The sequence below is a fragment of the Cryobacterium sp. MDB1-18-1 genome (genome assembly GCF_004402735.1).
In the GTDB taxonomy this organism is placed as follows: Bacteria; Actinomycetota; Actinomycetes; order Actinomycetales; family Microbacteriaceae; genus Cryobacterium; species Cryobacterium glucosi.
Genome location: NZ_SOFR01000072.1, coordinates 45,175 through 71,286, shown reverse-complemented (window position 1 = coordinate 71,286; position 26,112 = coordinate 45,175). Strand labels below are relative to the sequence as shown.

33 protein-coding genes, 1 pseudogene and 1 other annotated feature are annotated in these 26,112 nt (G+C 63.7%); of the genes and pseudogenes, 21 read left to right on the top strand and 13 right to left on the bottom strand.

Going from position 1 to position 26,112, the window contains the following annotated elements; genetic code table 11:
* Positions 1-450: 450 nt before the first annotated feature.
* The 4 genes from E3O50_RS19235 (at position 451) to E3O50_RS17145 (ending at position 3,560) form a co-directional block, all read left to right on the top strand.
* Positions 451-978 carry a M23 family metallopeptidase gene (locus E3O50_RS19235; RefSeq protein WP_166788284.1) on the top strand — a complete coding sequence of 176 codons (528 nt, stop codon included), beginning with the start codon at positions 451-453 and terminating at the stop codon, positions 976-978.
* Positions 971-2,308, top strand: coding sequence for a M23 family metallopeptidase (locus tag E3O50_RS17155; protein ID WP_134558767.1), 1,338 nt, complete (start codon positions 971-973; stop codon positions 2,306-2,308). The genes E3O50_RS19235 and E3O50_RS17155 overlap by 8 nt, the downstream gene beginning before the upstream one ends.
* 80 nt (positions 2,309-2,388) lie before the next feature.
* Positions 2,389-3,318 (top strand): prolipoprotein diacylglyceryl transferase, encoded by a 930-nt coding sequence (lgt, locus tag E3O50_RS17150; protein ID WP_134558766.1) that lies wholly within the window; start codon positions 2,389-2,391, stop codon positions 3,316-3,318.
* The gene (locus tag E3O50_RS17145) at positions 3,315-3,560 is read left to right on the top strand and encodes a hypothetical protein (protein WP_134558765.1); all 246 of its coding nucleotides are present in this window, start codon (positions 3,315-3,317) and stop codon (positions 3,558-3,560) included. The genes lgt and E3O50_RS17145 overlap by 4 nt, the downstream gene beginning before the upstream one ends.
* A 52-nt stretch (positions 3,561-3,612) precedes the next feature.
* On the opposite strand, the gene E3O50_RS17140 is transcribed toward E3O50_RS17145, so the two are convergent.
* Positions 3,613-4,170, bottom strand: coding sequence for a hypothetical protein (locus tag E3O50_RS17140; protein ID WP_134558764.1), 558 nt, complete (start codon positions 4,168-4,170; stop codon positions 3,613-3,615).
* A 7-nt stretch (positions 4,171-4,177) separates the two neighbouring features.
* A complete protein-coding gene (locus E3O50_RS17135) occupies positions 4,178-6,601 on the bottom strand; it encodes a heavy metal translocating P-type ATPase (protein WP_134558763.1) in 2,424 nt (807 codons plus the stop codon).
* Between the two features lie 279 nt (positions 6,602-6,880).
* Between E3O50_RS17135 and E3O50_RS17130 the strand changes: the two genes are divergently transcribed.
* From E3O50_RS17130 to E3O50_RS19940, 12 genes are all read left to right on the top strand, one after another.
* Positions 6,881-7,345 carry a hypothetical protein gene (locus E3O50_RS17130; protein ID WP_134558762.1) on the top strand — a complete coding sequence of 155 codons (465 nt, stop codon included), beginning with the start codon at positions 6,881-6,883 and terminating at the stop codon, positions 7,343-7,345.
* 151 nt (positions 7,346-7,496) lie between these two features.
* Positions 7,497-8,090: a DUF305 domain-containing protein gene (locus E3O50_RS17125; protein WP_134558761.1), complete on the top strand. Its 594-nt coding sequence runs from the start codon at positions 7,497-7,499 to the stop codon at positions 8,088-8,090.
* A gap of 140 nt (positions 8,091-8,230) precedes the next feature.
* On the top strand, positions 8,231-8,596 hold the full coding sequence (locus E3O50_RS17120; RefSeq protein WP_134558760.1) for a BlaI/MecI/CopY family transcriptional regulator: 366 nt from the start codon (positions 8,231-8,233) through the stop codon (positions 8,594-8,596).
* Complete coding sequence (locus E3O50_RS17115; RefSeq protein WP_134558759.1) at positions 8,593-9,672, top strand: M56 family metallopeptidase; 1,080 nt, start codon at positions 8,593-8,595, stop codon at positions 9,670-9,672. Before E3O50_RS17120 ends, E3O50_RS17115 begins: the two co-directional genes overlap by 4 nt.
* A gap of 110 nt (positions 9,673-9,782) precedes the next feature.
* Positions 9,783-10,760, top strand: a complete 978-nt coding sequence (locus E3O50_RS17110) for a cytochrome c biogenesis protein CcdA (RefSeq protein WP_134558758.1) — start codon at positions 9,783-9,785, stop codon at positions 10,758-10,760.
* Positions 10,757-11,428: a peroxiredoxin family protein gene (locus E3O50_RS17105; protein ID WP_134558757.1), complete on the top strand. Its 672-nt coding sequence runs from the start codon at positions 10,757-10,759 to the stop codon at positions 11,426-11,428. Before E3O50_RS17110 ends, E3O50_RS17105 begins: the two co-directional genes overlap by 4 nt.
* On the top strand, positions 11,425-11,709 hold the full coding sequence (locus tag E3O50_RS17100; RefSeq protein ID WP_134558756.1) for a thioredoxin family protein: 285 nt from the start codon (positions 11,425-11,427) through the stop codon (positions 11,707-11,709). The genes E3O50_RS17105 and E3O50_RS17100 overlap by 4 nt, the downstream gene beginning before the upstream one ends.
* A gap of 1 nt (position 11,710) precedes the next feature.
* Entirely contained in the window at positions 11,711-11,923 is a 213-nt protein-coding gene (locus tag E3O50_RS17095) for a hypothetical protein (protein ID WP_134558755.1), read from the top strand.
* A 417-nt stretch (positions 11,924-12,340) separates the two neighbouring features.
* A complete protein-coding gene (locus E3O50_RS17090) occupies positions 12,341-12,850 on the top strand; it encodes a DUF3105 domain-containing protein (protein WP_241975313.1) in 510 nt (169 codons plus the stop codon).
* 62 nt (positions 12,851-12,912) lie between these two features.
* The gene (locus tag E3O50_RS17085; protein ID WP_198413625.1) at positions 12,913-13,155 is read left to right on the top strand and encodes an SHOCT domain-containing protein; all 243 of its coding nucleotides are present in this window, start codon (positions 12,913-12,915) and stop codon (positions 13,153-13,155) included.
* A complete protein-coding gene (locus E3O50_RS19945; protein ID WP_322136290.1) occupies positions 13,082-13,507 on the top strand; it encodes a recombinase family protein in 426 nt (141 codons plus the stop codon). Before E3O50_RS17085 ends, E3O50_RS19945 begins: the two co-directional genes overlap by 74 nt.
* Before the next feature lie 14 nt (positions 13,508-13,521).
* Positions 13,522-13,740 carry a helix-turn-helix domain-containing protein gene (locus E3O50_RS19940; protein WP_322136291.1) on the top strand — a complete coding sequence of 73 codons (219 nt, stop codon included), beginning with the start codon at positions 13,522-13,524 and terminating at the stop codon, positions 13,738-13,740.
* A 40-nt stretch (positions 13,741-13,780) separates the two neighbouring features.
* Here E3O50_RS19940 and E3O50_RS17075 read toward each other — a convergent pair whose 3' ends face one another.
* Positions 13,781-14,698, bottom strand: coding sequence for a cation diffusion facilitator family transporter (locus E3O50_RS17075; RefSeq protein WP_166790631.1), 918 nt, complete (start codon positions 14,696-14,698; stop codon positions 13,781-13,783).
* 36 nt (positions 14,699-14,734) lie between these two features.
* Here E3O50_RS17075 and E3O50_RS19750 point away from each other — a divergent pair, with 36 nt between their 5' ends.
* Positions 14,735-14,950: a hypothetical protein gene (locus E3O50_RS19750; RefSeq protein ID WP_174774602.1), complete on the top strand. Its 216-nt coding sequence runs from the start codon at positions 14,735-14,737 to the stop codon at positions 14,948-14,950.
* Here E3O50_RS19750 and E3O50_RS17070 read toward each other — a convergent pair.
* Positions 14,923-15,288 carry a metalloregulator ArsR/SmtB family transcription factor gene (locus tag E3O50_RS17070; protein ID WP_134558752.1) on the bottom strand — a complete coding sequence of 122 codons (366 nt, stop codon included), beginning with the start codon at positions 15,286-15,288 and terminating at the stop codon, positions 14,923-14,925. The genes E3O50_RS19750 and E3O50_RS17070 overlap by 28 nt on opposite strands.
* A 422-nt stretch (positions 15,289-15,710) precedes the next feature.
* Between E3O50_RS17070 and E3O50_RS17065 the strand changes: the two genes are divergently transcribed.
* Positions 15,711-16,634, top strand: coding sequence for a DNA-processing protein DprA (locus E3O50_RS17065; protein WP_134558751.1), 924 nt, complete (start codon positions 15,711-15,713; stop codon positions 16,632-16,634).
* A gap of 119 nt (positions 16,635-16,753) precedes the next feature.
* On the opposite strand, the pseudogene E3O50_RS17060 reads toward E3O50_RS17065, so the two are convergent.
* The 6 genes and pseudogenes from E3O50_RS17060 to E3O50_RS17035 all read right to left on the bottom strand — a co-directional run bounded on the left by E3O50_RS17060 (position 16,754) and on the right by E3O50_RS17035 (position 20,681).
* A pseudogene (locus tag E3O50_RS17060) lies at positions 16,754-17,965 on the bottom strand (IS3 family transposase).
* Positions 17,575-17,687 (bottom strand) — a sequence feature (AL1L pseudoknot). It overlaps the preceding pseudogene by 113 nt.
* Before the next feature lie 619 nt (positions 17,966-18,584).
* Positions 18,585-18,950, bottom strand: a complete 366-nt coding sequence (locus tag E3O50_RS17055) for a hypothetical protein (RefSeq protein ID WP_134558750.1) — start codon at positions 18,948-18,950, stop codon at positions 18,585-18,587.
* Between the two features lie 70 nt (positions 18,951-19,020).
* Positions 19,021-19,386 (bottom strand): single-stranded DNA-binding protein, encoded by a 366-nt coding sequence (locus tag E3O50_RS17050; RefSeq protein WP_134558749.1) that lies wholly within the window; start codon positions 19,384-19,386, stop codon positions 19,021-19,023.
* A 105-nt stretch (positions 19,387-19,491) separates the two neighbouring features.
* A complete protein-coding gene (locus tag E3O50_RS17045; protein WP_347233263.1) occupies positions 19,492-19,701 on the bottom strand; it encodes a glutaredoxin domain-containing protein in 210 nt (69 codons plus the stop codon).
* A 212-nt stretch (positions 19,702-19,913) separates the two neighbouring features.
* Positions 19,914-20,312 (bottom strand): hypothetical protein, encoded by a 399-nt coding sequence (locus E3O50_RS17040; RefSeq protein ID WP_134558748.1) that lies wholly within the window; start codon positions 20,310-20,312, stop codon positions 19,914-19,916.
* A gap of 162 nt (positions 20,313-20,474) precedes the next feature.
* Positions 20,475-20,681 (bottom strand): hypothetical protein, encoded by a 207-nt coding sequence (locus E3O50_RS17035; protein WP_241975312.1) that lies wholly within the window; start codon positions 20,679-20,681, stop codon positions 20,475-20,477.
* Between the two features lie 102 nt (positions 20,682-20,783).
* Here E3O50_RS17035 and E3O50_RS17030 point away from each other — a divergent pair, with 102 nt between their 5' ends.
* A complete protein-coding gene (locus E3O50_RS17030; protein WP_134558746.1) occupies positions 20,784-21,374 on the top strand; it encodes a helix-turn-helix domain-containing protein in 591 nt (196 codons plus the stop codon).
* A gap of 554 nt (positions 21,375-21,928) precedes the next feature.
* Here the strand turns inward: E3O50_RS17030 and E3O50_RS17025 are convergent.
* The 3 genes from E3O50_RS17025 to E3O50_RS19225 all read right to left on the bottom strand — a co-directional run bounded on the left by E3O50_RS17025 (position 21,929) and on the right by E3O50_RS19225 (position 23,687).
* On the bottom strand, positions 21,929-22,153 hold the full coding sequence (locus E3O50_RS17025) for a hypothetical protein (RefSeq protein ID WP_134558745.1): 225 nt from the start codon (positions 22,151-22,153) through the stop codon (positions 21,929-21,931).
* A gap of 143 nt (positions 22,154-22,296) precedes the next feature.
* A complete protein-coding gene (locus E3O50_RS17020; protein ID WP_166790630.1) occupies positions 22,297-23,448 on the bottom strand; it encodes a tyrosine-type recombinase/integrase in 1,152 nt (383 codons plus the stop codon).
* 95 nt (positions 23,449-23,543) lie between these two features.
* Positions 23,544-23,687: a hypothetical protein gene (locus tag E3O50_RS19225; protein ID WP_166790991.1), complete on the bottom strand. Its 144-nt coding sequence runs from the start codon at positions 23,685-23,687 to the stop codon at positions 23,544-23,546.
* 286 nt (positions 23,688-23,973) lie between these two features.
* Between E3O50_RS19225 and E3O50_RS17015 the strand changes: the two genes are divergently transcribed.
* Entirely contained in the window at positions 23,974-24,951 is a 978-nt protein-coding gene (locus tag E3O50_RS17015) for an NAD-dependent epimerase/dehydratase family protein (RefSeq protein WP_134558743.1), read from the top strand.
* A gap of 101 nt (positions 24,952-25,052) precedes the next feature.
* Positions 25,053-25,949: a hypothetical protein gene (locus tag E3O50_RS17010; protein WP_134558742.1), complete on the top strand. Its 897-nt coding sequence runs from the start codon at positions 25,053-25,055 to the stop codon at positions 25,947-25,949.
* Positions 25,950-26,112 lie beyond the last annotated feature (163 nt).

The window sequence follows — 26,112 nt, the reverse complement described above, 5'->3', positions numbered from 1 at the left end:
TCACGGGTCCGGTCCCTCGAACCCTGAGCGGACCCCACATCTTTGGTCTTCACATGCTCCCCGCCCTCGGCGAGATATCGGACACGTCTTATGCATTCCTCAGCGTCCCCGCGCTCCCACACCCATCGTGCTCGAGTTCACGACTCGGGCCGTCCAACCGCCTTCGGCGCGCCGGCTGAGCCGGGTACCCGCCGCGCTCGTCGCGAGTCGGAGCGTCCGCGCCGGGCTGCACCGCCGAAACAATCCACGGCTCCCAGGCGCCCGCACCCGTCCCTTCGACACCGAGTCGTAGCCCGGTCAGCGCTCCTCGCTGTCGCCCTTCTTGCGGTCACGACGTCTCTGCCGGCGGTGGCGGTCTCAACGGAGGCATCGACCACGGGGCCCTTTGTTCCCAGTGCTGCACAGCAGGGTGTTCAGTACTCGGAAGTCAGCAGCACTGTCGCAGCCGGCGTGATCACGCGCGACGGTTACTCCGTTCAAGTCATACCCAAAGTCGTCCCTAAGAAATCGTCGAGCGCCGGGCTCTCGGTGCGGTCGCTTGGCGGCCGCGATACCGGCCAGCTCCTCGGTCAGGCGTGGGCGCTCCCCGTGGCCGGATTCATCAGCGACCCTTTCGGACCGCGACTGGATCGACCCGTCGAAGGCGTCGGGCTTTTCCACGAGGGAACCGACCTGGCCGCCTCGTGCGGCACCCCGGTCGTCGCCGCCACCGGTGGCACCGTCGTGTTCGCTGCTTCGAATGGCAGCTACGGGAATTGGATTGTCATCGACCACGGAAACGGCGTCCAAACCGGATACGCCCACAACAGCAAAATGCTCGTCAGTGTCGGACAAAACGTCACCGCGGGCGAAACCATCTCCCTAGTGGGCACTACCGGTGCGTCCAGCGGCTGCCACCTCCACTTCGAAACCCACGTCGATGGCACCCAGATCGACCCGGTGCCGTTCATGAGCGCGCGAGGAGTCACTCTTGGTTGACTCGGCCGCACGTCGAGGTGGTCGCCTGGCTTCTCGTGAACCCGCGGCTCAGAGTCGCTCTTCCAAGCCGGGCCGCCCGAGATGGGTCGCGGTCCTGACGGCACTGGTCCTTATTGCCTTCACGGGCATTCCGGCGCCAGCCCAAGCAACCGAGTACCCCTCGTGGGGAGACGTCCAGAACGCCCGAAATAGTGAAACCGCCAAGCAAGCCCAGATCACTCAGCTCACGGATCTTATCTCGGCGTTGAACACGCAAGTAGAGACCGCGAAATTACTTCAGGCCCAGCGCAGCAGCGAGTTCGAGGCTGCCCAGGGAGCGTTCGACCAGGCGAACTACCGTGCCGGCCAGCTCCAGGGACAGGCCGACGACGCCACTCAGCGCGCCGACGCCTCCAAAAAACAGGCGGGGCGGCTGGCATCGTCCTTGTCCCGTTCCGGTGGCGCCGACCTGAGCCTGACGCTCCTCCTCAATAGTGGGAAAGCGGACGAGTTGTTGTCCGAATTGGCCCGGATGGGCAAACTCACCGAGCAAACCGACGGGATCTACAAGAAGGCGGCCAGCGAGAGGAATTCCGCGCAAGCCTTGACCGACCAGGCCACCGTGGCCAAGAGCATTCTCGCTAGCCTCTCCGAAAAGGCCCAGACGGCCCTGGTAGAAGCCACGGCGGCCGACGCCGCACTGCAGGCGAAACTTGCTGAACAGCAAGACAATGCGACCACGATGGCGGCTCAACTCGTGGTTTTACAAGAAAACCGTCAGGCGACCGAAGCGGACTTCACCAAGGGCGAACAAGCCCGGGCTGCGGCTGCGGCAGCGGCGGCAGCGGCAGCAGCCGAGGCGGCAGCCGCTAGCGCCGCTGCGAACGCGAAAGCACATGGCAGTGGGACCGGCAGCGGGCGCGATTCGGGGCAGCTGAGCGCTCAGGGCTGGGCTCTTCCCGTCTCCGGTTGGATCAGCGACCCCTTTGGACCCCGACCGAATAAGCCGGTGGCCGGGGTTGGCCCCTTTCACTACGGAACCGACCTGGCAGCAGCGTGTGGCCGATCTGTGCGTGCGGCGACGGGCGGGACCGTCGTGTACGCCGGGTACCTCGGTTCCTACGGCAATTGGATCCTGATCGATCACGGCAACGGCGTTCAAACCGGCTACGCCCACAACAGCGTTCTCCACGTCAGCGTCGGCCAGAGCGTCGGCGCCGGCGAAGTGATCTCTGACGTGGGCACGACCGGCGCGTCAAGTGGCTGCCATCTCCATTTCGAAGTTCGCGTCGATGGCGCACGCATTGATCCGCAACCCTTCATGAGCGCGCGAGGCGTGACCCTGGGCTAACACTTCCCGAGCCTCCCGCACCTATCTGTTTCGAATGTTCCCCGCGCACCATCACCACCCCGAGAAAGCCGAACGAGTCCATGATTCTCTTCGCCAGCATCCCCAGCCCCGACATCAGTTTCTTCAGCATTGGTCCGCTCCGGATCCACTTCTATGCCCTGTTCATCCTCGCCGGGATCGCGGCCGCGGTGTGGCTGACGTCCCGGCGCCTCACCCGACGCGGAGGCGAGCCCGGCCTCGTGCTGGATATCGCGCTGTGGACGGTGCCCCTCGGCATCGTGGGCGGCCGTCTGTACCATGTCGTGACTCATCCGGGAGACTATTTCTTTCCCGGCGCCGACCTCTGGAAAGCTCTCTACGTGTGGGAGGGGGGCCTGGCCATCTTCGGGGCGGTACTCTTCGGGGCGGCCGGGGCGTACATTGCGTGTCGCCGCTCCGGGCTGCGTTTCCTCTCGTTCGCCGATGCGCTCGCACCGGGGATGCTGCTGGCGCAAGCCATGGGGCGCCTGGGCAACTACCACAACCATGAACTCTTCGGGGCTCCCACCACGCTTCCGTGGGGATTGCAGATCGAATCGACCAACCCGGCGTTTCCGGCCGGACTGCCGGCCGGAACCCTGTTCCAGCCGCTTTTCCTCTACGAGATCCTCTGGAATCTTTTCGGCGTCGCCGTTCTCCTGCTCGTCGAACGACAGTTCAACCTCCGCTGGGGGAAAGCGATCGGCCTGTACCTGCTCTGGTACGGGATCGGTCGCACCTGGCTGGAGGCACTTCGCCTCGACCCGACCGAGTTCCAACTCGTGGGCCTGAAGATCAACATGATCACGGCGATGGTCATCGCCCTCATCGGGATCGTACTTATCGTCGTGCAGTCGCGACGCCATCCAGGTCCCGAGAACAGCCCGTACCTTCCGGGGCGAGCCTGGACGCCGCCGACGCCCGGCACGAGCGACCCGGCACCCAGCGCCCCGGCCGGCCCCGCGTCACCGGACGGCACGGGGAACCCATGACGCCCGACAGTACCGCCCAGGACAGGTCAGACAGCCTCAAGCGTCGACGACGCCTCTTTCTGAGATCAGGGCAGCTGGTGATGGTTGCGGGGGTCCTGATTGCTGTGACTCACTGGCTCGGGCACCTGGACCCGGCGACAGTGACGCATCCCCCGGTCTGGATTGAGCTCCTGGTCAACTATCCGGTAGCGGCCGTTGTTGTGATCATCGGCGCCAACCTGTCATCGCACAAACCCAAGTGAATGGATGCCGGCCCGGGCCCAGCTCGGCCGTTCCAGGTCAGTCCCGGATCTATTAGTGGACCCATGCGAAGGATTCCTCGAACGTTTCCCGACCCTCGTCGTCATCGAACACGTTGGCGACGAGGTGGGTGAGGAACAGTGCGAATCCGATTGCGATTTCGCTGAATTGGGTTCCGTCGAACGGCCCGTACCAGGACACCGTGCACGGTCCTTCCGGGTCAAGGTCCAGGCGGTTCATCGAGGCTCCCTCGGGCGAGGCCAGGATGAGGATGCGCACGGAGATCCACGGGGGCATGCCGCCCATGATGTCTCCGAGGGCGATGCCGTCTGCCGCGTGGCCCGACAGTGCCAGCGACAGGAGCACTGCGAGGTCCGCGGTGACGTCGTCACCGGCCTCGTAGCGGAGGTAGCTCTCCCGATCGTTGGATACGAGTTGGATGGCGTCGGGCGCCCACGCCAGCTGGCGATAGGCGAGGATATCGAGGATGGCACGGACCAGGTCGGTGAGGACCTTGCCCGCGGTCACCGCGTCCGTGACGCCGTCATACTGAGGCTTTCCGGCATCCCAAATCGTGCGAACCGCGTCACGGGTAGTAGGGATGCGGGTCACAGACAACTCACTCCTTGGCGCTTTCAGCGGGCTGTGGCAGGCGAAGGCGCTTCAGCATCAGCGCGTTGACAGCGACAATCACGCTGGAACCGGACATCGAGATCGCCGCGATCTCCGGGGTCAACCGGATGCCGAACCCGGGGAAGAAGACACCGGCGGCGATCGGCAGGGCGATGGCGTTGTATCCGATCGCCCAGCCGAGGTTCTGCCGCATCTTCCGCACGGTTCCCTTTCCGATGCGCAACGCGACAGGGATATCCAACGGATCGGAGCGCATCAGGACCACGTCCGCCGTGTCGATGGCGACGTCGGTGCCTGCCCCGATTGCGATCCCCAGGTCGGCCTGCGCCAATGCCGGGGCGTCGTTGACGCCGTCGCCGACCATGGCGACGCGTTTGCCGGCGGCCTGGAGTTCCGTGATCTTCGCGGACTTGTCTTCGGGCAGTACCTCTGCCATCACGGTATCGATCCCGAGCTGGGAGGCGATGCGTGCGGCAGTGGCTTCGTTGTCTCCGGTGAGCATGACGACCTGGATGCCGGCGTCATGCAGGGCCGCCACGGCGGCAGCAGCGGTCGGGCGCACGGCATCCGCCAGTGCAACGACGCCGGCAGCCTTGCCGTCCACGGCGAGCAGGACCGCGGTGCGTCCCGTTGACGCGAGCGCATCGCGTTGGTCCTTGACTGGTTCGATATCGACGCCTTGCGCGATCATCAATTTGCGGTTTCCGACCAGCACCCGACGCCCACTCACCGTCGCCCCAGCCCCGTGCCCGGGTACGTTCTCGAAGTCCACGGCGTCGCCCACGGTCACGCCCCGACCTGCGGCGTAGCTGACCACGGCGGCGGCGAGCGGATGCTCCGACTCGCGCTCCACGGCGGCAACGAGTGCCAAAAGCTCGTCCTCGTCCATGCCGATTGCGACGAAGTCGGTCACTTCCGGCTTGCCCTGGGTGAGGGTGCCGGTTTTGTCCATCACGACGGTGTCGATCCGTGCGGCTGTTTCCAGCGCGGTCGCGGTCTTGAACAAGACGCCGCGTTTGGCGCCGAGGCCGGTCCCGACCATGATCGCCGTCGGGGTCGCCAGGCCGAGCGCGTCCGGGCAGGTGATGACGACCACGGTGATCGCGAACAGCATCGCTGCCGGCACTGTTGCGCCTGCCAGCAGCCACACTGCCAGGGTCACGATTCCGCCGATCAAGGCCACCAGTACGAGCCAGAACGCCGCCCGGTCGGCCAGGCGCTGGCCGGGAGCCTTGGAATTCTGCGCCTCTTGCACGAGCGCGACGATCTGGGCCAGTGCGGTGTCCGCGCCCACCTTCGTCGCCCGGACCCGGAGGGTGCCCGTGGTGTTCACGGTCGCGCCGATCACCGTGGAGCCGGCCGTCTTGGCCACGGGAAGACTCTCCCCGGTGACCATGGACTCATCGATATCCGAATCACCGGACTCGACCGCGCCGTCGGTGGGGACCTTGGATCCCGGACGCACAAGCATCAGGTCACCCGGAACAACGTCAGCCGTGGGAATTTCAACGGGTTCGCCGTCGCGGATCACGAAGGCCTGCGAGGGGGCCAGCTCGAGCAGGGTGCGGACGGCGTCATTGGCGCCGCCCCGTGCCCGCATCTCGACCCAGTGCCCCAGCAACACAAAACTGGCCAGCACGGTGGCGGCCTCGTAGAAGACGTCGCCGCCGCCGGTGAGGGTGACCACGACGCTGTAGAGCCAGCCCGCTCCGACGCCGACGGCCACAAGCACCATCATGTCGAGCGTTCTCGCCCGCAATGCCCGGTAGGCGCCGTCGAAGAAGATCCATGCGGAGTAGAAGATCACCGGTAATGAAAGGATCAGGGCCGCAACGTCGTCACGGAGCACGAAGGGTGCCGGGAGCGTGAACCCAATGACCTCGCGGCCGATCGGCGATAAAAGTGTGATCGGAACGGACAGGATCGCGGCCACCAGGAACCGGTTGCGCATATCCCTGATCATGCTGGCCATCGTCATGGTGCCATGGCCGCCGCCGTGCCCCATGGCGTCCTGCTTCGTCGTAGTCGGAGTCGCGTGTGCGGTGTGCGCATCCGAGGGCGGCTGAGTGATGTCTCGTGGCGGGCTGGGGTGTGCTGGCGCCGTGACCGCGGGATTTGCACGGCCCACGACCTGGTCCGGGGCGGCACTGCTGGCGGCCAGCGGGTCGCAGATGTGATCGGGCACGGACTTCCCATCGCAGTGGTATCCACACTCGCGCACCCATTGGGCGAGGTCATCGACCGATGTCTGCCTCGGGTCGAAAGTGATTGTCGCCGTCTGCGCGACGACGTTCGTGTCAACGCCCAGCACGCCGGGGCGTCGCGACAGGACCGCATCCGCGACGGCTTTGGATGACGCCCACCCCACGCCCCGTACTTGCATGATCGTGGTTTCGGTCGACTGGCTCATTCGAACGATCCTCTCTGAAACATAGATAGTGCCCGGCGCCGGTTCGCTGTGTCCCCGGCTGCCGATACCCACCATCTTATACCCCCTAAGGGTATCCGCGTTCATGCGACCACCTCGATGAAGCAACGGGGCGCTTTTCTCCGCGTTGCGAAGCTGGGCGTTTCTTCGGGGAATTTGGTCGGCTCTCTCAGGCCACGGGGAGCATCCGTTGGCTACAGTGTGAGGATTGCCACGTCCGAACCGCGACGGGAAGAAAGCGACGGGAAGAAAGGGGACAGCGTGGTGGACGCCCAGGCACGTGTGCGCGCATTCTCGGCCGCGCGGCTGCGCCGTGCGCTCCTCGGAATCCTCTCCCTTGCAGCCGTTGTCTTCGGCTTGGTGGCGATGCATGCGGAAATGGCGGTCGAATCCGAAGCCTCACCAAATGCCCACGCCATGCTTGCTGCGCATTCAGACCCTTCAGCCGCAAGCACCGAGGACTCAAAACTCGATTCGGAATTGGCCTCTTTCCACGGGACGTCGAACCTGCCGTCGACGTGCCTCGGCATGTGCACCGCCGATTGCCTCATGACAGGGTCCGCCTGTACTGCCGGCCCTATCGCGCACTCCCCCAATTCTGCAGCCCAGCACGCAATTCCCATCGTTGTTGACCGCCCTGCTGAGCGCGCAGTTCCCGCTCTGGCGCGGCGCCTGCCTCTACAGCGACCACCCTCGCTGACAGTCCTGTCGATCAGTCGCGTCTGATCAACGGCCAGCAGCGCGTTTGCACCCGGCACGGGCGCACACTCTCCGTTCCCGACTTTTCCGTGACTCGCTCTGCCCGCGAGCACCTTCCTAACCTCCGGATCTCCCCTCGTGGACCAGATTCCCCCCCTGTCTGACAGATTGGACTCCCATGATTTCCCTTCGCCTTCCCCTCCTGGCCGCCACCGCGCTAGCCGCGGCAATCGCCCTGTCCGCGTGCTCGGCTGGCGCCACCACGGCCGGCGGCGCCAGTGCATCCACATCCTCCGCCCCCGCCGCATCGACAGCGGTGTTCAACGATGCCGACGTCTCGTTCGCCATGCCGATGGTCGACCACCACCAGCAGGCGATCACCATGGCCCAGACCATGCTCGACAAAACCGGGGTCGATCCTCGTGTCACCGCTCTCGCCGAGCAGATCAAGGCGGCCCAAGGGCCGGAGATCACGATGATGAGCTCCTGGGTCACGGCCTGGGGTGCGACCGCCACCAACATGCCTGGAATGGACATGAGTTCAGGTTCCATGACCGATGGGGACATGGCCGCACTGGACGCTGCGACCGGCCCGGCCGCGGACAAGCTGTTCCTTCAGCAGATGATCCAGCACCACCAGGGCGCGATTGACATGGCCAACGTCGAGCTCAAGGACGGGCAGAACCCGGAAGCACAGGCGCTGGCCACGAAGATCATTGCCGACCAGACGGCGCAGATCAAGCAGATGCAGGACATCCTCGCCACCCTGTAGCCGACCCACTGACAGGCCGCGGAGCGTCATCGGCGCTCCGCGGCCCCGGGCGCCTAATTCCCTTAGGTGACTAGGATTAGATTGACCTTCATTTTCTGGTCCGTTCGCGAGTTACACCAACACTTTGAAGGGGCTCGACCATGGCGAAGTTCGGTGATCTGGAAAACGCGATCATGAACGAGGTCTGGCAGGCCGAGAACCCGCTCCTGGTGCGGGAAATCCTCGACAGGCTCGATCGCGGGCTCGCCTACAACACCGTGCAGACGGTCACCGAGATCCTCAATCGCAAGGGCTGGCTCAGCAAGGAACGGGACGGCCGCGCATTCCGCTATGGTCCCGCCGCCACCCGGGACGACTATGTGTCAGGACTCATCCGCGAGGCGCTGTCCTTCGCCGACGACCGGGCGGCAGCACTCGTAGGCTTCGTCGACGAAATGCCCAACGACGAAGCAGCAGAACTCCGCCGGCTGCTGGCCGCTGCGCATGAGAATGAGCCGCAGCCGTGATTGTCGCGATCACCCTGACCCTCTACGCGATCACGCTCTCCGTCGCCGCACCCCCACTCCTGCTGCGAGCGAACTGGGTTGATCGCGCCCCCCGGCTGGCTATCGCAACCTGGCAGGCCCTGACGGTCGCGGTCGTGGGTTCTCTCGCCCTCGCCGGCCTGTCCTTTGCGATTCCGATCGCCGGCCTCGGCGGGAAGGGCCCAATCGAGGTCCTGCAATCCTGCGCAATGGCGCTGCAGCAGCAGTATTCGACACCGACCGGAGCCGCCGTCGGTATCGGCGGGGCGCTGCTGGCTGGCACTGTTGTCACCCGCAGTTTCTGGGGCCTGGCCTCTACGGGCGCCCGGATGTCCCGAGAGCGCAATGCACATCGTCGCGTTCTCGACATGGTCGGGCGCCCGGATGCCGATCGCGACATCGTCATCCTCGAATCGGCGGAAGCGGCCGTCTACTGCATGCCGGGAATCCACCGGCGCACCGTCGTCACCACGGCCGCACTGCATGCCTTGACCGACGAAGAACTCGTCGCGGTTTTGGCGCACGAGCGCGCACACCTCGCTGAGCGGCATGACCTCGCCCTGGCCTTCTCCGTGGCACTGTCCCAAGCGTTTCTGAGGCTCCCGCCTTTCCAGCTGGCCGCGCGCGAGACGGCCCGCCTGGTCGAACTTCGTGCCGATGATGTCGCGGCTGAACGAACCCACCGGCTCACGGTTGCGGCAGCGCTCCTGGCCGTCGTTGCCGTGCCCCCGCACGCGGTGCCGGCCGTCGCACTCGGAGCGGCAGGACCTGGGGCTGCGGCCCGGGTTCGCCGGCTCCTTCCTCCGCGCCAGTCAGTGGGCCGCTTCCCTGTGTGTGCGGTGTCGGTAGCGATCGCGCTCCTGCTGATCGCGCCCGGACTGGCCCTCGGCTGGCCGGCCGTCACAAGCGCAGATCACGCGTTTTGCCCCGCCGAGCCGGCAACCAGCCTGTCGGCATCCCTTTCTCCAAGATCCGGCAGCGCGCCCGCGCCGGCAACTCCCACCATGCACACCCCGTGTGCCGTCGACAGCATGGACGAGGGTCGCTTCTCCAGCTGACTCCCAGCTTCGGCAGGCCGGCTAGACAATCGCTTCACAATCACCTAATCTCCTTAGGAGGATAGGTGAATGTCCGCGCAGGACGCGGCCCGGGTGAAGGCGAAGAATTAATGGAAAATCTACTGTTCGGCGGCACTCTGCTCGCCGCTTTCCTGGGGGGCTTGGTTGCCCTGCTCGCGCCCTGTTGCGTGTCGGTGATGTTGCCCGCCTACTTGGCGTCGGGCATGCGTCGGCGTTCCGGCATCGTGGGAGCGACCTTGGTCTTCGCTGCCGGGGTCGCGACCATCATCGTGCCGATCGGTTTGGGAGCAACGGCCCTGATCGGCCTGATCTCCGGCCAGCACGCGATCGTCTTCACGATCGCCGCCACGGCGATGCTGATCGGAGGCATTGCGATGCTGTTCGGCTGGAAGCTGCAGCTTCCGATGCTCGCCCGCCGCGTTCCCGCCGGTCACGGCCTTGCCTCGGTCTACGGACTCGGAGTGTTCTCCGGTGCGGCCAGCTCGTGCTGCGCTCCGGTACTGATCGGCGTAGCGGTCCTCTCCGGCGCAACGGCTTCGTTCCCCGCGGCACTGGCCGTTGGCCTCACGTATGTGGCCGGAATGGTCGCCCCCCTCGCCGTCCTGGCGCTGGTCTGGGACCGCAGGGACTGGGGCTCAAGCAAGTGGCTTCAGGGACGCCAGATCACCCTGCACCTGGGCCGGTACCGCCGCAGCCTCGCCGTCGGCAGTGCCGCCTCCGCCGTCCTACTCATCGTGATGGCCATCCTCACCTATATCCAGGCCGCGGTCGGACCCGGCATGACCTCGGGCGGCTGGCTCGCCCAGTTCGGCGCCGACCTCCAACACAGTGTCTCCGTCGCGACCAAGGCCCTCGGCTGGCTTCCCGGCTGGGTCGTCGCGATCGTGCTGGTTGCCGGTGTCGGCTACTTCGTCTGGCGCGCCACCCACCACACCGAACCGAAACCCCAGGAACCACGCCGGGCGTCGACTGGCGAGCCGGTTGAACCAACGGAATCTGACTCCAGTTGCTGCAGCGATGCAGCCCTCGAAACCCCGACACTCACAGGACAGGACACCACCAAATGAGTTCCGCCCCCAAAAACACGCAAAAGGCTCCCGCAGCCCGATCGCGCCGCCCCGGCTGGTTCGGCTGGATCACCGGGCTCCTGATTGCCGGTATCGTCCTCGCCGGGCTATACGGCGTCTTCGCCAGCGCGAACACCCCGAAGACGGCAGCCGCCGGTACGACGACGCAGTCCACCTACGACGTCGGAACCCCCGGAATCGGTCAGCGCGCCCCCGACTTCACGCTCGCCGACAACTCCGGCGGGAAGATCTCCCTCGCCGACTACTCCGGCAAAAATGTGCTGCTCTTCTTCCAGGAGGGCCTGGCCTGCGAACCCTGCTGGACGCAGATCACCAGCCTGGAGACGGACGCCGCGAAGCTCCAGGCAGCGGGAATCGACGCCGTCGTGTCCATCACAACCGACCCGGCCCAGCAAATCGCCCGGAAAACCACCGACATGGGCCTGAAAACCCCAGTCCTATCCGACCCCGACCTGGTCACCTCGAAAAAGTACCAGGCCAACGAATTCGGCATGATGGGCACCAGCACCGATGGACACAGCTTCATCCTCGTGGGCCCCGACGGCACCATCAAGTGGCGCGCCGACTACGGCGGGGCTCCGAAATACACCATGTTCGTTCCGGTCGACCAACTCCTCCTCGACCTGAAGACCGATACCACCTCATGATCGCCCTGACCCTGCTCACTCAAAGCGACTGCCCCTCCTGTATCGCGGGAAAACGAGTGCTGGCCGAACTGTCCGCCGAATTCCCCCTCCAGATCGACGAGGTCGACGTGAACAGCGACACCGGTCGTGCGATCGCCCGTGAACAGCGCCTGGCCTTCACCCCCGGGCTCGTCGCCAACGGCCGGCTGATCGCGCACGGGCGCCTATCTACCCGCGCCCTCCGGCGAAAATTCACCACCATGCTCGAAACCACCCAATCAACCCAACCAGAAGGATCCTGACATGCAGCAATTCCTCTATATCCTCCCCGCCCTGATCTGCCCCGTCGGAATGGGCCTGATGATGTGGTTCATGATGCGCGGACGCGGCCACGGTAAAACCGTCGACGGTCCCGAAGAACAAGAACTCGCCCGCCTGCGCGCCGAAGTGGCCGCCCTTCGTCCACAGGCCGCGGCATTCGATGATCGCCACCCCGGTACCGGACCGACCGCGTGATCCCCATTCTGATCTCCCTGGTCGCGACCGTCGTTGCCGCGGCTCTGACCTGGCGGTTCTGCATGCGCCCCATGCTGCGCAGCCGAACCGCCCCGGGTGACGCCGGGTGCTGCTCTAAGCCGGCGACGGACGTCCAGGCGGACATTCAGGCCGCCCGAGCCGAACTCAAGTCGTTACAGGTCACCGTCGGGTATATTTCACCTGAACCGAAGGACCGCTGACATGGCTCGTGAAACACCCCCACACTCGGACGACCACTCAGCTGGCGGAGGTCGCGAATCCGCGCCCGCAACAGTCAAACAGCAACGAGCCGTGCGCCGGGCAGAAAAAGTCGCCACCCTCAAGCGCGAACAATCAAAAGCGAAACGGAACCGAAAGATCGGAATCGCCGCAGCCTGGTCCGCTACAGGGATCGTCGTGCTCGTCATCGTCCTCGTCGTCACAACCAGCGGCGCCCCCAAGAACGCGGCAGCACCGACATCCGTTGACGGCGTACAAACCTTCCCGAACCAGACCTCCCAGCACGTCACCGGCACGGTGAAATACAATCCGCTGCCACCGGTGGGCGGAGACCACTCCGTCACGCTCCTGAACTGTGGCGTGTATTCCGACAACGTCCCCAACGAAAACGCAGTGCACTCGCTCGAGCACGGCGCCGTGTGGGTCACCTACGACGCTTCAAAAGTGAGGGGTGATCAGCTCGCAGCTCTGCGCAAAGAGATCCCATCGACATACGCGATCCTGTCTCCATTCGCCGGTCTCCCGTCGTCGATCGTCGCATCGGCATGGGGCACGCAGCTCGACATCAGCGACCCGGCCGATCCCCGACTCGCGGCATTCATCGCCAAGTACCGGGGCGCCGCAACTGCTCCAGAACCCGGCTCCCCCTGCACCGGAGGCCTGGACGGACCGGGCAAGGTGTTCTGACGTGCGGCGCCGCCAGTGAACACCAAATCCACGATTAAACGTCACGAGAAAGTGAGCACACCATGATGGGATACGGCGGAATGGGCTGGACAGGACCGTGGATGATCTTTGCGTGGATATTCGCAATCGGGGGCATCGTCGCCTTGGCTTTCGTCGTCTACCGTCTCTTCCGTGGAGATCGCCCCGAGCAGGGCAAGACGGCCGGACACAGCTCGGCTCGAACAATCCTGGATGAACGTTACGCCCGCGGTGAGATCGACGAAAACGAATATCGACAGCGCCGCGAAACCCTCAACGGCGGTTAGCGGAGCGACGATCGTGGGCACCTTGATCGGGTACGCCCGAGTAATACCGCGAGACCAGAAGGTCGACCATCAGGAACGTACCCTCGTCGCTGTGGGCGTTCGTGTAGAGGACCTGTATGTCGACCGTGGTTTTCGCACGGAGCAGTCCCAGTTGGACCACGCCATCGGCGCCCTCCAGAAGCGAGACACCCTTATCATCACCACCTTGAGCCGCCTAGGTCGATCCACTCCCGACCTCCTGACGATTGCGGAGAGGCTGCGGGCGAGCGGGGCCGGATTCCGAGTTCTCGACATCACCGAGCCCCAGACAAAGCCAGCACCCTCGACGCGACCGCTGTCCTCACAGTCCTGACAGCTCTCGCTGGTATGGAATTCGAGGTCGCACGGGCACGCATCCGAGACAGCGTCTTCAAACGACGTCCTTCTGGCACGCGCCGCGTCGTCCGCAGGGCGACCTTCACCGAACAACAAATCCGGACCGCTCTCCAACTCATCGAATCCGGCGAACACCCCTCACAGGTGGCCCGTAGTCTCGGCATGTCCCGCTCCACGCTCTACCGCCGGATCAACGACATCCAGCATTGACGCGGTAGTCGTGGGTCAATCCAGGTGAGATACTCGTGCCCTACCTCTCCACAGGCCGCGATCCCGCAGTGACCGTTTGGATCGCAAAATGATCTACATTCGCCATCGTTCGCTTCAGGCGGTGTTGGGCGGCGTCGGCAACGCGTTCCGCCACGGACAAGGACGTATCGGCGACCACGATGCACCCCTCGCCGTGAAGGCGGTGCCCCACCCATCTCAGCCGGACTGTCGAAACGTCCAAAACGCCGGGAGTGCTGGTTAGTGCCGAACGGGCTCGGTCCACGAGTTCCGGTTCAATACCGTCCATGATGCGGCGTCCAATGCTTCGCACTGTCCCCCAGAGCAAAACGATAATCGCCGCGGAAATTACCAGCCCGACGATTGGATCGGCGAGCGGGAAACCCAGCATCACCCCGAGCGCACCAACAACCACGGCAAGGGAAGTGAACCCGTCGATCCGAGCGTGCACGCCGTCGGCGACAAGGGCCGCAGACCCGATCTGCTGTCCCACGCGTATGCGGTACACAGCAACGATCTCATTGCCGGCGAAGCCGATCAGGCCGGCGGCCAACACCCACCACAGGTTGTGCAGGGGCTGGGGGTGGAAGAGGCGGTCGATCGACTGCCACGCAGCTACGACGGCCGAAAGGGCAACCACGCCGACGATGAAGAGGCCAGCGAGATCCTCGGCCCTCCCATAACCGTACGTGTAGCGATGGGACGCAATGCGCCGTCCGAGGATGAACGCGATCCATAAAGGTATTGCGGTTAAGGCGTCAGAGAAGTTGTGAATCGTGTCGGCAAGCAGCGCCACTGAACCGCTCGCGAGTACAACCGCGAACTGCAGTATGGTCGTGCCGAGGAGGATGAACAGGCTGATTTTGACCGCTCGAATTCCCTGGGTACTTGCCTCCAATGCGTCATCGATCGAGTCTGCGGCATCGTGGCTGTGAGGCACGAAAAGCCCGTATAAGAACCCTGTGAACCCGGTCGGATGCTCGTGTTCGTGGTCGTGGTCGTGGTCGTGGTCATGGTCATGGTCGTGGTCATGGTCATGGTCGTGGTCATGGTCATGGTCATGGTCATGGTCATGGTCATGGTCATGCTCGTGCTCGTGCTCGTGGGATTGGGCTTGGGCGTCACGCGGACGATCATCCTCATGTGGATGCAGGTGCGGGGTATTCATGCGCTGGCCTCGTCCCGGGTGTGATGATGACGAGGGGTGCCTCCCAGGGTGTGTTCCGCTTGGAAGATAGCATCCGACACGAGCTGACTCGCGTGCTCGTTTTCTAGCCTGTAGAACACTCGGGTCCCCTCGTGGCGAGTGGTGACCATCCGCGCCAGGCGGAGTTTGGCCAGGTGTTGAGATACGGCTGCCGGCGACTTGTCGACAGCATCCGCCAGTTGATTCACGGACAGCTCACCGTTGCGCAGACCAAGAATTATCCGCACGCGGGTGGCGTCAGCCAGCATGCCGAATACTTCGACCGCGAGCTCCACGAACTGGCTGTCGGGTTCGCGGCCACAAATCTGCTTATCTGCATCCATACGCAGATTATTGCACGATGAGTCCCGAGTGGCCAACAAAATGTTTCGATATATAAGTCAACGGCTTCGCGCCGACGGGGCGAGTGATTTGCTACGCCGTTGAGTTGCTTTTCGTCGCGCCCTTTCGATTGCTGAACCCTTGAGAAGAGGGAGCGAATGCGCGCCAGACGACTCCCTTAGAAGCGGCCACGGCCGCCCGGACGACTTGATCGGAGCCGCTGCGCGGCCGGGTTTTTCTTGTTTTGTTGACCTTTCGGCTGCCGATCGTAGCTCGCTTCGATCCTGCGTTCCCAGATTTTCGGGCGCGGTCGCAAGCTCCCTTATTTCGCCCGAAATTCTGGGCACTCCGGCTCTCTCGCTCGCTATCGATTCTCTCGCCGGAAGGCAAACAAAATTGTCGGTTGACCAGAGGGAGCGAGATCATGACGTACACCAGCGTTGTCGAAACACTCAGCACCACAACCAGCACTTCCCTAACCCGGGACACAGCCGCCCGGATTATCTGGGCTGCCCTGGCCGAACCCGGAGACCCCCGCGTCGGCGCCCTCGTCGCTGCAATCGGGGCCGAGCCAGCCCTGGAGCTACTCGTGGACGGGCCCAGCAGTGCGGTGGTGGGTTTCGGCATTTCCGGGCTCCGCGCGCAGCTCCGGGCGTGCTTTGACCGTGCGGCGGCCGTTGAGAGCATCCGAGCCAGCGCCGAGTCCGGGTACCACGTGCTCACCCCGTCCCACCCTGACTGGCCGGTCCAGCTCGAGGACCTACGTCTGGCGTCGCCACTGATTCTGTGGGTGCGCGGCGACCCTGCGGTGCTCTCGATGCGGAGCGTTCTGGTGACCGGGGATCACGACTCGACCGGGTACGGGCGTCACATGGCGATTGACTTAGCGTCCGGGCTCGGGGCCCGCGGGTATGCGATCGTGTCCGGTGCTGCCCGCGGCATCGACCACGCCGCCCTGGCCTCGGCCGTCGCGTCCGGCGGGCACCCGATCGCCGTACTCGCCGGCCGCGTCAACACCCGCTTCCCCTCTGACCGCGGCGCACTCCTCGACGACGTCGCAGAGAGCGGTGCCGTCATCAGTGAGGTGCCACCGGGGGCGACGCCGATTTGGTGGCAGTTCGCTCGGCGCGGCCAGCTGATGGCCGCCGTGTCGTCGAAGACCATCGTCGTCGAAGCAAGCGTTTCATCCGATGCTCTCACTGCGGCCGAGTACGCGGTCGAGCTAGGCCGTCCCCTCGGTGCAGTGCCCGGGTCGGGGTCAGACTCGACGGTGGCCGGCTACCAGCTCCTCGCCAGCGAATTCGGTGCGAGTGTAGTCACGAGTCAGCACGACGCCGACTGGCTCTAACCTTCGCACGTTGGTCACACGATTGAGGAGTCCCGGTACGTCGGCCGGGCCGGCTCCACCAGTCCCGCGCCCTCGAGCCGGACGACCCACTGTGGCAAGCCCCGGGTTTTGTAGAGGCTCTATTGGGCCCGTTTCATCGGTGTGATGTCCGGGTGTGAGTAGAAGTTTGTCTCAGCTTCGACGGGCGGGATCAGGCCGATCTCGCCGTGGAGTCGGCGGTTGTTGAACCAGTCGATGTACTCGGCGACGGCGAACTCGAGGACGTCGATGCTCTGCCAGGGCCCGAGGTTCCGGATCAGCTCTGCTTTGAAAAGCGAGTTGAAGGCTTCGGCCATCGCGTTGTCGTAACTCTCGCCCTTGGACCCGACCGAGGCCACGGCCTCGCGGTCGGCAAGGCGTTCGGTGTAGCGAATCGCCCGGTATTGGACGCCGCGGTCGGAGTGATGCACGAGCTGGGACAGGTCCCGGCCGGCGCGGCGGCGGGTCCAGAAACCCATCTCAAGGGCGTCGAGGGCGAGGTCTGTGTGGAGGGAGGTCGACAGTTGCCAGCCAACCACCCGGCGGGAGAACACGTCGAGCACGAACTCGGCGTAGACCCAGCCGTGCGGATGTAGGTGATGTCCGCCACCCAGAGGCAGGCCGGTGCCGGCGCGGTGAAGTGCCGTTTGACGAGGTCCTCGGGGCGCTCCGCGAGGGGCCCGGGAATCGTAGTCCGGGGGCCTTTCGAGCGTCGCACCCCGCGCAGGCCTTCGCGGCGCATCAGGCGTTCGACGGTGCAGCGGGCCACCGGGTGCCCGTCGCGGTGGAGTTGCGCGTGCACCTTCCGGGCCCCGTAGACCCCGTAGTTGTCCTTATGGACGGCGTGGATCCGGGCGGCGGTCACTTCATCGGACACGGACCGTTTCGATGGCGGCCGGGACGTTGCCGCGTAGTAGCTGGACGGGGCGACCTGCAACTCCCACATATCGGCTCGACCCCGAACTCGCTCTTCTTCTCGTCGATGAACATAACTACCTGATCTCGGGGCGGTCGAGCTCCGCCGCCAAGAAAGCCGACGCGCTCCGCCAGATCGCGTTCGCCCGCCGCAACTCTTTGTTCTCCCGCTCGAGCTGGGCGAGCAGGGCCGTCTGGTCCGTCGGCACGCCCGGGCGGGTGCCCTCGTCGATCTCGACCTGGGCGACCCACTTCCGCAACGTCTCCGACGAGATGCCCAACTGCTGGCTCACCCGGGCGCACGTGCCTCGACGTCCGCCCGGCTCGTCACGGGAATCCAGGACCAACCGGATCGCTCGCTCTTGCAACTCGTCCGGATATTTCCGATGTGGAGTCATGATTCTCAACCTTCCAAGGGATCAAGAACCTCCATTAAACCCGGGGCGCAACACTGCTGTGCCTTCAGTGCCCACGGGAACCCCGGACCCGGACAGTGCCCCGAGGGCCCAGCGGATTGCATCCATTTCTGCAAGTCGCACGACCAGTAGCCAGTTGACCATTGCCTCGTCACGGTCTGTCCACTGCACCATCGTCGCAATCTCCGTCCGCTCCTGAAACGCCTGATTTTCTGACCTAGCTCGTCCTGTTTTTCTTGTTCCTTGTTCTTGTTTTTTGTACTTAGTTTTGTTTTTTGTTTTTGTTTTTTTCTTTTACTTACCTCTCTCATACACTTCTTCCTCTTTCCCTGTCCCACCACTACCCCTTTACTTCCCAACCCCCCACACAAAGCCGTTGGGTGTGGGGGGTTGGGAAGCGAGCGCAGCGAGGGGGTCGCGGTGGGACAGGGAAAGAGGCCCGTTACCTATTCGTTTGGGTATTCGCTCTCAACGAATACCCAAACGAACACCCAAACGAATAGGCAGCCCCAAAAACCGGTCTCCCAGACCGCTGTTTCCGGCCCGGAATTCGTGCGTCGAAATCACCCTGCAACCCGCTTCGGAGGCCTCAGGATCGGTTCTAGGAGTAGTCGTACCAGCGGATGACGCCGTTCGCAGTCAGCGCCAGCATCAGGGCGTCGTCGGCCTTATCGGCGAGGTCGGCCGCGTCCCGGAGGGCCAGCTCGGCCCGGATCACGCCGGCGACCTGGCCGGCTCCGCGACCGTCTTCACCGTCGTATTGGATACCATCCTGGGTGCGTGCGTGCCAGCTGGCGAGCTGCTCGAAGACCTGCCCCAGCAAGCATTGGGCGTTCATCAGCCGGCCGAGCAGCTCGTAGGAGTCCCCCGGATACTCAAAAACTCGGGTGCTGTGGGCCAGTTCGCGGGCGGCCCGGCGGAGTTGCTCCGCGCTGATCAGTTGTGCGCTCTCGGCGCTGATGTCCATCAGAATCTCCTTCACAGGTGGGGCGGGCGGACTGGACGGCCCGCCCACCAATAGGTCTCTTTCGGTGTGCTTATTCGTCGGTGTCGGGTGTGCGGGTGCGGCGGACCTGGGCGACGGCACGGTTCAGATCGGGTCCGACGACGTCCGCGTGCAGAACACGGCCGGAGCGCCGGGCTTCAGGGTCGCCCCAGATCTCGGTGTGTTCACGGCCGACGACCACGACCGGATCGCCCCGGTGCAGGGTCGCGGCGACGTTCTCGCCGAGTTCGAAGCGGGCCTCGACGAAGTGCGTCGTCGCCGCCTCGTGTGCGTGCCAGGTGCCGGCACGGTACTCGCCTGTGTTCTCGATCACCCGGAACTTCGTGATCAGGATCGATCCGGCCGGTACGACCTCCGGATCGGCTGCCAGGTTGCCGGTGATAGTGCGCGTGGACATGGTGTGCTCCTTCTCGATGGGTGGTACGTGGGTACTACTTGGAGTCGGACCGGGTGGGCCGACTTTCGCCGTTTGAGAGGTCGAGACGCGTTCTGAGGGAGTTGATTAGGTCGGGCCTGTATCCGCTCCAGGACACCCTGGCGCCTCTACGACGGGCGCCTGGACGTGACCGAGGCCCGTGACGTACTCGAGCGCGACCGGATCCTGGGAGACGTCGACCTGGGTGTATTCGATCCCGGCCTGGGTGAGTTTCCGGAAGGTGGCGGCGCACTGCACGCAGCCGGGCTTGCTGTAGACGGTGACGATGCCATTCATGGTGTTCTCCTTGTCGAACCATCTCGGTGTGCCTTTCGGCGTCAAGTCATGAGGTGCCAGCGGAGTTATCCACAGGCTGGTCTCGCGCGCGCGTACTGCTTCTGTTCTGTTCTTCCTGTTCTTTACTGTTAAGGGGGCCAATAATTGGTCCCCGAATTGACAACTTTTTGGTCCCCTAAGGGGGCAACTAATTGGTCCCCTCAGGGGGCGGTTTATTGACCCCCTAACGGGTCCTCGGGGAACAGTAGGATCTCGGGATACGGACGATGCGGGGCCGGGGGTTTGGCGCTGTTCAGGTTCAATTCGAACTCGGCGGTCATACCCACTCCCCCGGATCTGAGGCGAGTGATGACGCCCGCGTCGACGAGTTCCTTCACCGCACGCTTGACGGCCCGATGAGCGGGCGTGGACGCGTTCGATGGCGCCACGAACCCGAGTGCGATCGCCGAGGACTCCCGTCCGCCGAAATAGCGTCGCGGAGGCTGCTCGCCCGGGTTGTCGGCGTCATCCCAGCATTCCAAGGCCATGTGCAGCAGCAACCGGGTCGCCGTGTTCCCCAGTCCCCGCCGGGCAGCGACCAGGACGGCGTTCTTCGCCGCGAACAGGCCCACCGGGTCCTCACCGCAATTCACGCGGCGACGCCAGTGCAGTGTCGGAGGTGCTCGATAGCATGTGCATGGATCGACTCCTCTGCTGGTGACGATCTCGGGCCCCGGGCGGCTACCCGGGGCCCTTCCACGTCACCGGCGTGGGCTTCGGTGACGTGAGGCCGGTTAGCGGTTACGGACCGGGTCCGACGTGCTGGTCGTGGCGCTGGCCTCGACCCAGGCGAGTACCTCGGACCTTTTGTAGAGCACCGTGCGGGGTGTGGGCTTGTAGAACCGGGGCCCCCGCCCCAGATAGCGCAGCTGAGCCAGAGCGCCCACCTTCAAACCGGTGATCTCGCCCACGGCGGCCGGGAGGATATAGTCGTCGTCCATAATCATCCTGTCTCTCTAACAGCCTTCCGACTGTTCCAATGTTGAAAACACAATATGGTGACTTCCAACATTTGACAAGGGTTTGCATAGTATCTTGTCTGCATGACAGATTTTCGGACTGAGGCGAGCATTGGCACCCGGATCCAAGCCGTGCGTAAGCACCGCGGCATCCGCACCACCAAGGAGCTCGCGGACATGATCCCCGGCGGTAATGTCACTGAAGCGATCCTGCAGAACATCGAAGCCGGCCGGAAGTCCGACCTCGCCGTCAGCCAGCTCCTCAACATCGCACACGCCCTAGGCGTCACCCCACTCTTCCTCCTGGCCCCCATCGGCAATCCAACGAATGAACTCGACCTCCCCAACCTCAGCGACGCCTTCGACAGCATGACCGTTATCGAATTCGACGCCTGGATCTCCGGCGAAACCGACGGAGCCTACCGGTGGACCACCACCGACGAACGCTCCGAACGCACGCAACTCCAAGCCATGCGCGAACTCGACGCCCTCCACCGCGAAGGCAAACGCCTCGCAAGCAACCTGGCCGTGGAAACAGCGCTCAGCGCCCCTGGAGGCCTCGACGACGAGAGCCGGGCGTGGGACACCACCCAACAACGACTCGACGACATCAACCGCCGCATCGCCCAGCTCACGTCATACCTAGTATCAGCAGGATGGAATCTCGACAGTTGAACCCAACAGGACGGTTGCCAGTTGCGCCGCGTATTCGGCGAAATACGCCACGCGTTCCTCGGCTGGCAACAGCGCGCTGCCTAATGCTTCCCAGCAATAGCAACCAACGGGAGGACCGTCGCATTACCTAGGAGGGAGCCTCAAATGCTGCGTGTCGGAGACCTACCGCGTGACTTCAATTTGACTTCAATTGGTGCAATTTCGAGGTGATTCCATCACCTCCGCATGACCCAAGTGGCCAGTAAATCATTGGGATACGGACAGAAATCCCGCTGTTCTCCGGGCTCGTTTTGCCCTCCGGAGGCAGGGGCGGCAGTTCGAATCTGCCTGGGGGCACACCAATAAATTCCTGATCAGAAGCTTGTTCTTCTCAGGTGATTTCAGCCAGAAACCGCTCGTGGCAACATTTTGGCAACACTTTTCTGAGCCATGAGCTGATCGAGCGCCGTCGAAATAGTCTCCATATGACTGTCGAGGAGGTTGGAATACACCTCCACGGCCGCCACAGACGGTTGTGTCCTTGCCTTCTGCGCGACGCATCGAGGATGACGTCACTAGCTGTTGCGACGCACCGTCCGTCCCTGTGCAGTGAGGTCGAACTTAGGCAGGTCGAGAGCTGCCTCAATAGCAGCAAGACGTGCGTCATTAAATTTAAGGGCCATAACAACGTCGACCAGCATGGTTTGGTTGATATTGACAACGCTCGCGGTGGAATTGTCGGCGTCGTGTTTGGCAGAGGCAATGTCAATTTGACGGTCTAGCCATTCGGTGAGGGTCACGAGACTCCTTGGGTCGTCTTCTGAAACCGTAGCCTGGCGACACGTTCGCTACGGAATTGTGCGCGGCACTGCCCCTGTCCAGAGCTCGTTATCGCACGGCAGACTAAGTCATCCACGCCTTCCGGCCGAAACGTGACCAGAATCTAATTCCTATCGCGTGCGTCAACGCCGGATCTGCTTCGTGCAACGCTCTTCTCAACGATGAGCTGATCAAGTGCCGACGAAACGGCATCCAGGTCGGTGTCGAAGAGATCTGAGTACACGTCGAGGGTCACCGCGGCGGATGCGTGTCCGAGCATCCGCTGCACCGCCTTGACGTTCGCCCCGGCGCTGATCGCCAGGCTCGCTGCTGTGTGTCGCAGTTCGTGCGGCGTCAGCCCGGCGATGCCGACCTGCTCCGCGGCGGCGTCGAGCCAGCCCCGGCGGAACACCCTCCCCCGAAGCCATCCACCGCGAGCGGCCGCGAAGACCGGCTCGCCGCCCTGCCGACCGTCCACGAGCACGCGAAGGTCCGCGAGGATTGACGCGGGCACCGGGATCGAGCGGGCCTCGTAGTCCTTGGGCTGGCCTTCGATCTGCAATCCATCGATCTCGACCACGGTGTGCTGCACCTCGAGCCGGCCACGTACGAAGTCGATGTCCTGCACCCGCAGCCCGGAGGCCTCGCCCCAGCGCAGCCCGCAGTAGGCGAGGACCTTCACGAGCAGCCCGTAGCCGTTGGACTGCCCGAGATACATGCCTCGCCCGATCGCGTCGACCGCCGCGGACAGGTCCCGCACCTGCTCATGCGTCAGGTAGCGCTTGGATGCCTTGTGCACCTTCGGCAGGTTGAGACCGTGCGCCGGATTGGACGCGAGCCTGCCGTCTTTGACGGCCATCTGCAGGCTTCCGGACAGCACGTTGACGATCTTGCGCACGCTCGCCGGTCCCTGCGTTCTGGACAGCCCACTCGCCCACGCCTGCACGGCCTGGTGATTGAGCGCGCCGAGCGGGTAGTTGCCCAGCTGCGGCCGGATGTGCCGAACGACGATGCCGCGCGCCCGCTCCCTGGACGTGGCCCGCCAGTCCGAGCGGCTGTCCATCCAGAGGTCGAGCCACTCCCCCACGAGCACCCGCGCTTTCGAGGGATCGACGTAGGCACCGCGACTCTTGTTGACCTCGATGTTCGCGAGGAAGAGTTCCGCATCACGCTTGGTGCGGAATCCGCGCTTCTGTGTCTGGATATGGTCCGGCCGGCGATAGAGCACCCGATACCGTTTGCCCGAGGCCACTTGATAGGCGGTGATGCTTCCCACGATCCAGCTCCTGTCCGAGTCGATGTCGAGGACATCCTCCCCCGAACGTCCGACAAGAGTCGGGTTCAATCGATCGCCGGAACGGGGTCGAATAGTCAACCGGTGTGCGTCGTCGCAATGATCGTGACCACAACCACCGCAGCAGTGAACGCCGCAAGAATCAGCCATCCCTGCCACGTGCGGGGACCCCAGCCGCCACCCAGTTTCTTCGGACCAAACCACGGTTCATGTTCTGCCATTGCGTCCCCCTGAAGTTGAAATTAGGTAGTGCCGAGCCGAAGCGGTGCAGACAAACACTCCCTGCGTGCACTCGCTGCCCGACCGACACGGTGACGCCACACTACTGAGCCGCCAAACCAGATTGCTATCCCCGTCGTACAGCTCTCAGTGGTTCCTGCGAGAGACCCGTTGCGAACTGCTTTGTTATCGAAAAGCCTGATCTATGCCGACCTTCGGTTCCACCCATCGCTGCGCTCACGGCGAACCGCCCGTTCTTCGCAGGCCTGATGCACTTAGCTGTTGAGCGTGACGCACACACTCATTCTCGGTGGGACGGCCTGGCTCGGTCGAGCAATCGCCCAGCAGTTGATTGAAGCTGGTGATGACGTGACCTGCCTGGCGCGCGGCGAGTCGGGGTCGGTGGCCTCGGGCGCAACCCTCGCTCGCTCTGACCGACGCGCGTCGGACGCTTACGATGCAGTCAAGAATCGCAACTGGGACGACATCATCGAACTCAGTTGTGATGCCGGCCTCGTCGGCGGGGCCCTGGCGGCTCTAGCTGACACCACCCCGCATTGGACGTTGGTGTCTTCCGTCTCCGTGTACGCAGGCAACGATGAAGCGGATGCCGATGAAGACGCCGCTCTCGTCGAACCAACCGACCTGACTGAGTACGCGCACGCCAAAGTCGCCGCCGAACGGGCCACTTCCCAGACCGTCGGCGACCGGCTCCTCATCGCCAGACCCGGTCTCATCGTGGGGCCGGGCGACACCAGTGACAGGTTCAGCTACTGGGTGGCTCGCCTGGCCTTGGCTTCGCATGAACCTGTTCTCGTACCCGATTCCAATGGCCGGGCCGCGCAGTTCATCGACGTCAGGGATCTCGCTGCCTGGATCATCGCTGCCGGTCACCGCGGGCTCACGGGCACTTACAACGCTGTCGGCACCCAACGAGAGCTTGCAGACCTGCTGGCTACTGCGCAACAGGTCACAGGCCACGACGGCGACTTGAACTCGGCGGACGACGACTGGCTGGTCGCACACGAAGTCAATTATTGGGCCGGGCCCCACTCATTGCCACTCTGGCTCCCCCGCAACGCGGATGCGTTCTTCCAACGCAGTCGCGAACGATTCCTCGAATCCGGCGGCACGGAACGAAGCCTTCATGAGACCTTGAGCGATGTACTTGCGGACGAAAGGGCTCGCGGCCTCAACCGAGAGCGACGAGCAGGCCTCACCCGAGAAGACGAGCTCCGCCTCATCGACGAACTCCGCAAAGACTAGACACGATCGGGTCCCACTAAGCGGCCCAGACCTCGCGCTGAAGGGACGAAACGACCGACGCCCAGATCGAAAGGCACCGCATCACCCGCTAGATTGCGTTTATGCAGGCAGAAGGCGATTTCCTAGAGTTTGGCGGGGCAAGCAGGGGTGGTCCGGTGTCGGCCGCGGATCGCCGTCTGGTTAGAAGTCTGGTGAGTGAACTCGTCACCGTGGCGGATGACCTCTCGCATATTGCGACCGGCAGCTGGCCGCCGGAAGGTTCGATCGCCGGCGCACAGCTGCAAATTGCGTGGAATCAAACGACTGCCCTGGAAGCCTCTCCGATCCGCGCCGCGCACGCTTCATTGATATTCGCGAACTCGGCTGGCACGGAACACGCTCGGGCATTCATCAACAATGTGAATAGTAAGAAGTTCAGCTTCTCGCTTGCGACGTTGACACGAGGCGCGCTCGAGGCCTTTGCAAAATCGTACTTTGTCATGAATACGGACGATCCTGGCGAGCTACTCTCCAGACAAGTGTCGCTCGCCATTTCAGAGATGTCGGCATCGCGAAAGCACAATAAGTTCGTCACACAGAGCGGCGAAATTGCCGACATCGAGGTGTTCCTCGCCGGCCAGAAGCGATTGCTGAGCGATCTGAATCTTCCGCTCATCACCGGTCCTGATCTCGGCGTTACAAAGCTGGCATCGGCTCTCCTTGACGCCAGCGCGAATACCGGCATGGGCCGGAAGTTTTACTCGCAGCTCTCTGGAGTTGCCCACGGCGAAACGGCTGCGCTCGGAATGTTCTTGGTTGGGGCACCTGGTTTGGTCCAGTTCCGCATACCCAGGGAGCTCGTCGTCGAGTATGCGGGAATGATCTCGGCATCTTGCATCACGGTCATGGACCGCATGATGCTGATGTTCGGACTTGAACTCAAGCATCAGCAACGGTGGAACGGTGCCAAGTCACGGGCGAACACAGCACTCGCATTGATGCAATCGCAGTTCCCGTAACCACCTCCAGTCTCGGCAAGTTTGCGGTCAGGAGCTATAGAGCCCGACACACCCCGCTTGCCTATCGCAACTTTTCACTTCAATTTCAAAATCAACACCGCATCGCCTTTCATGTCGTCCGCATAACGTCACTCGCATTTCTCTACTTTCTTCCATTCTTTTC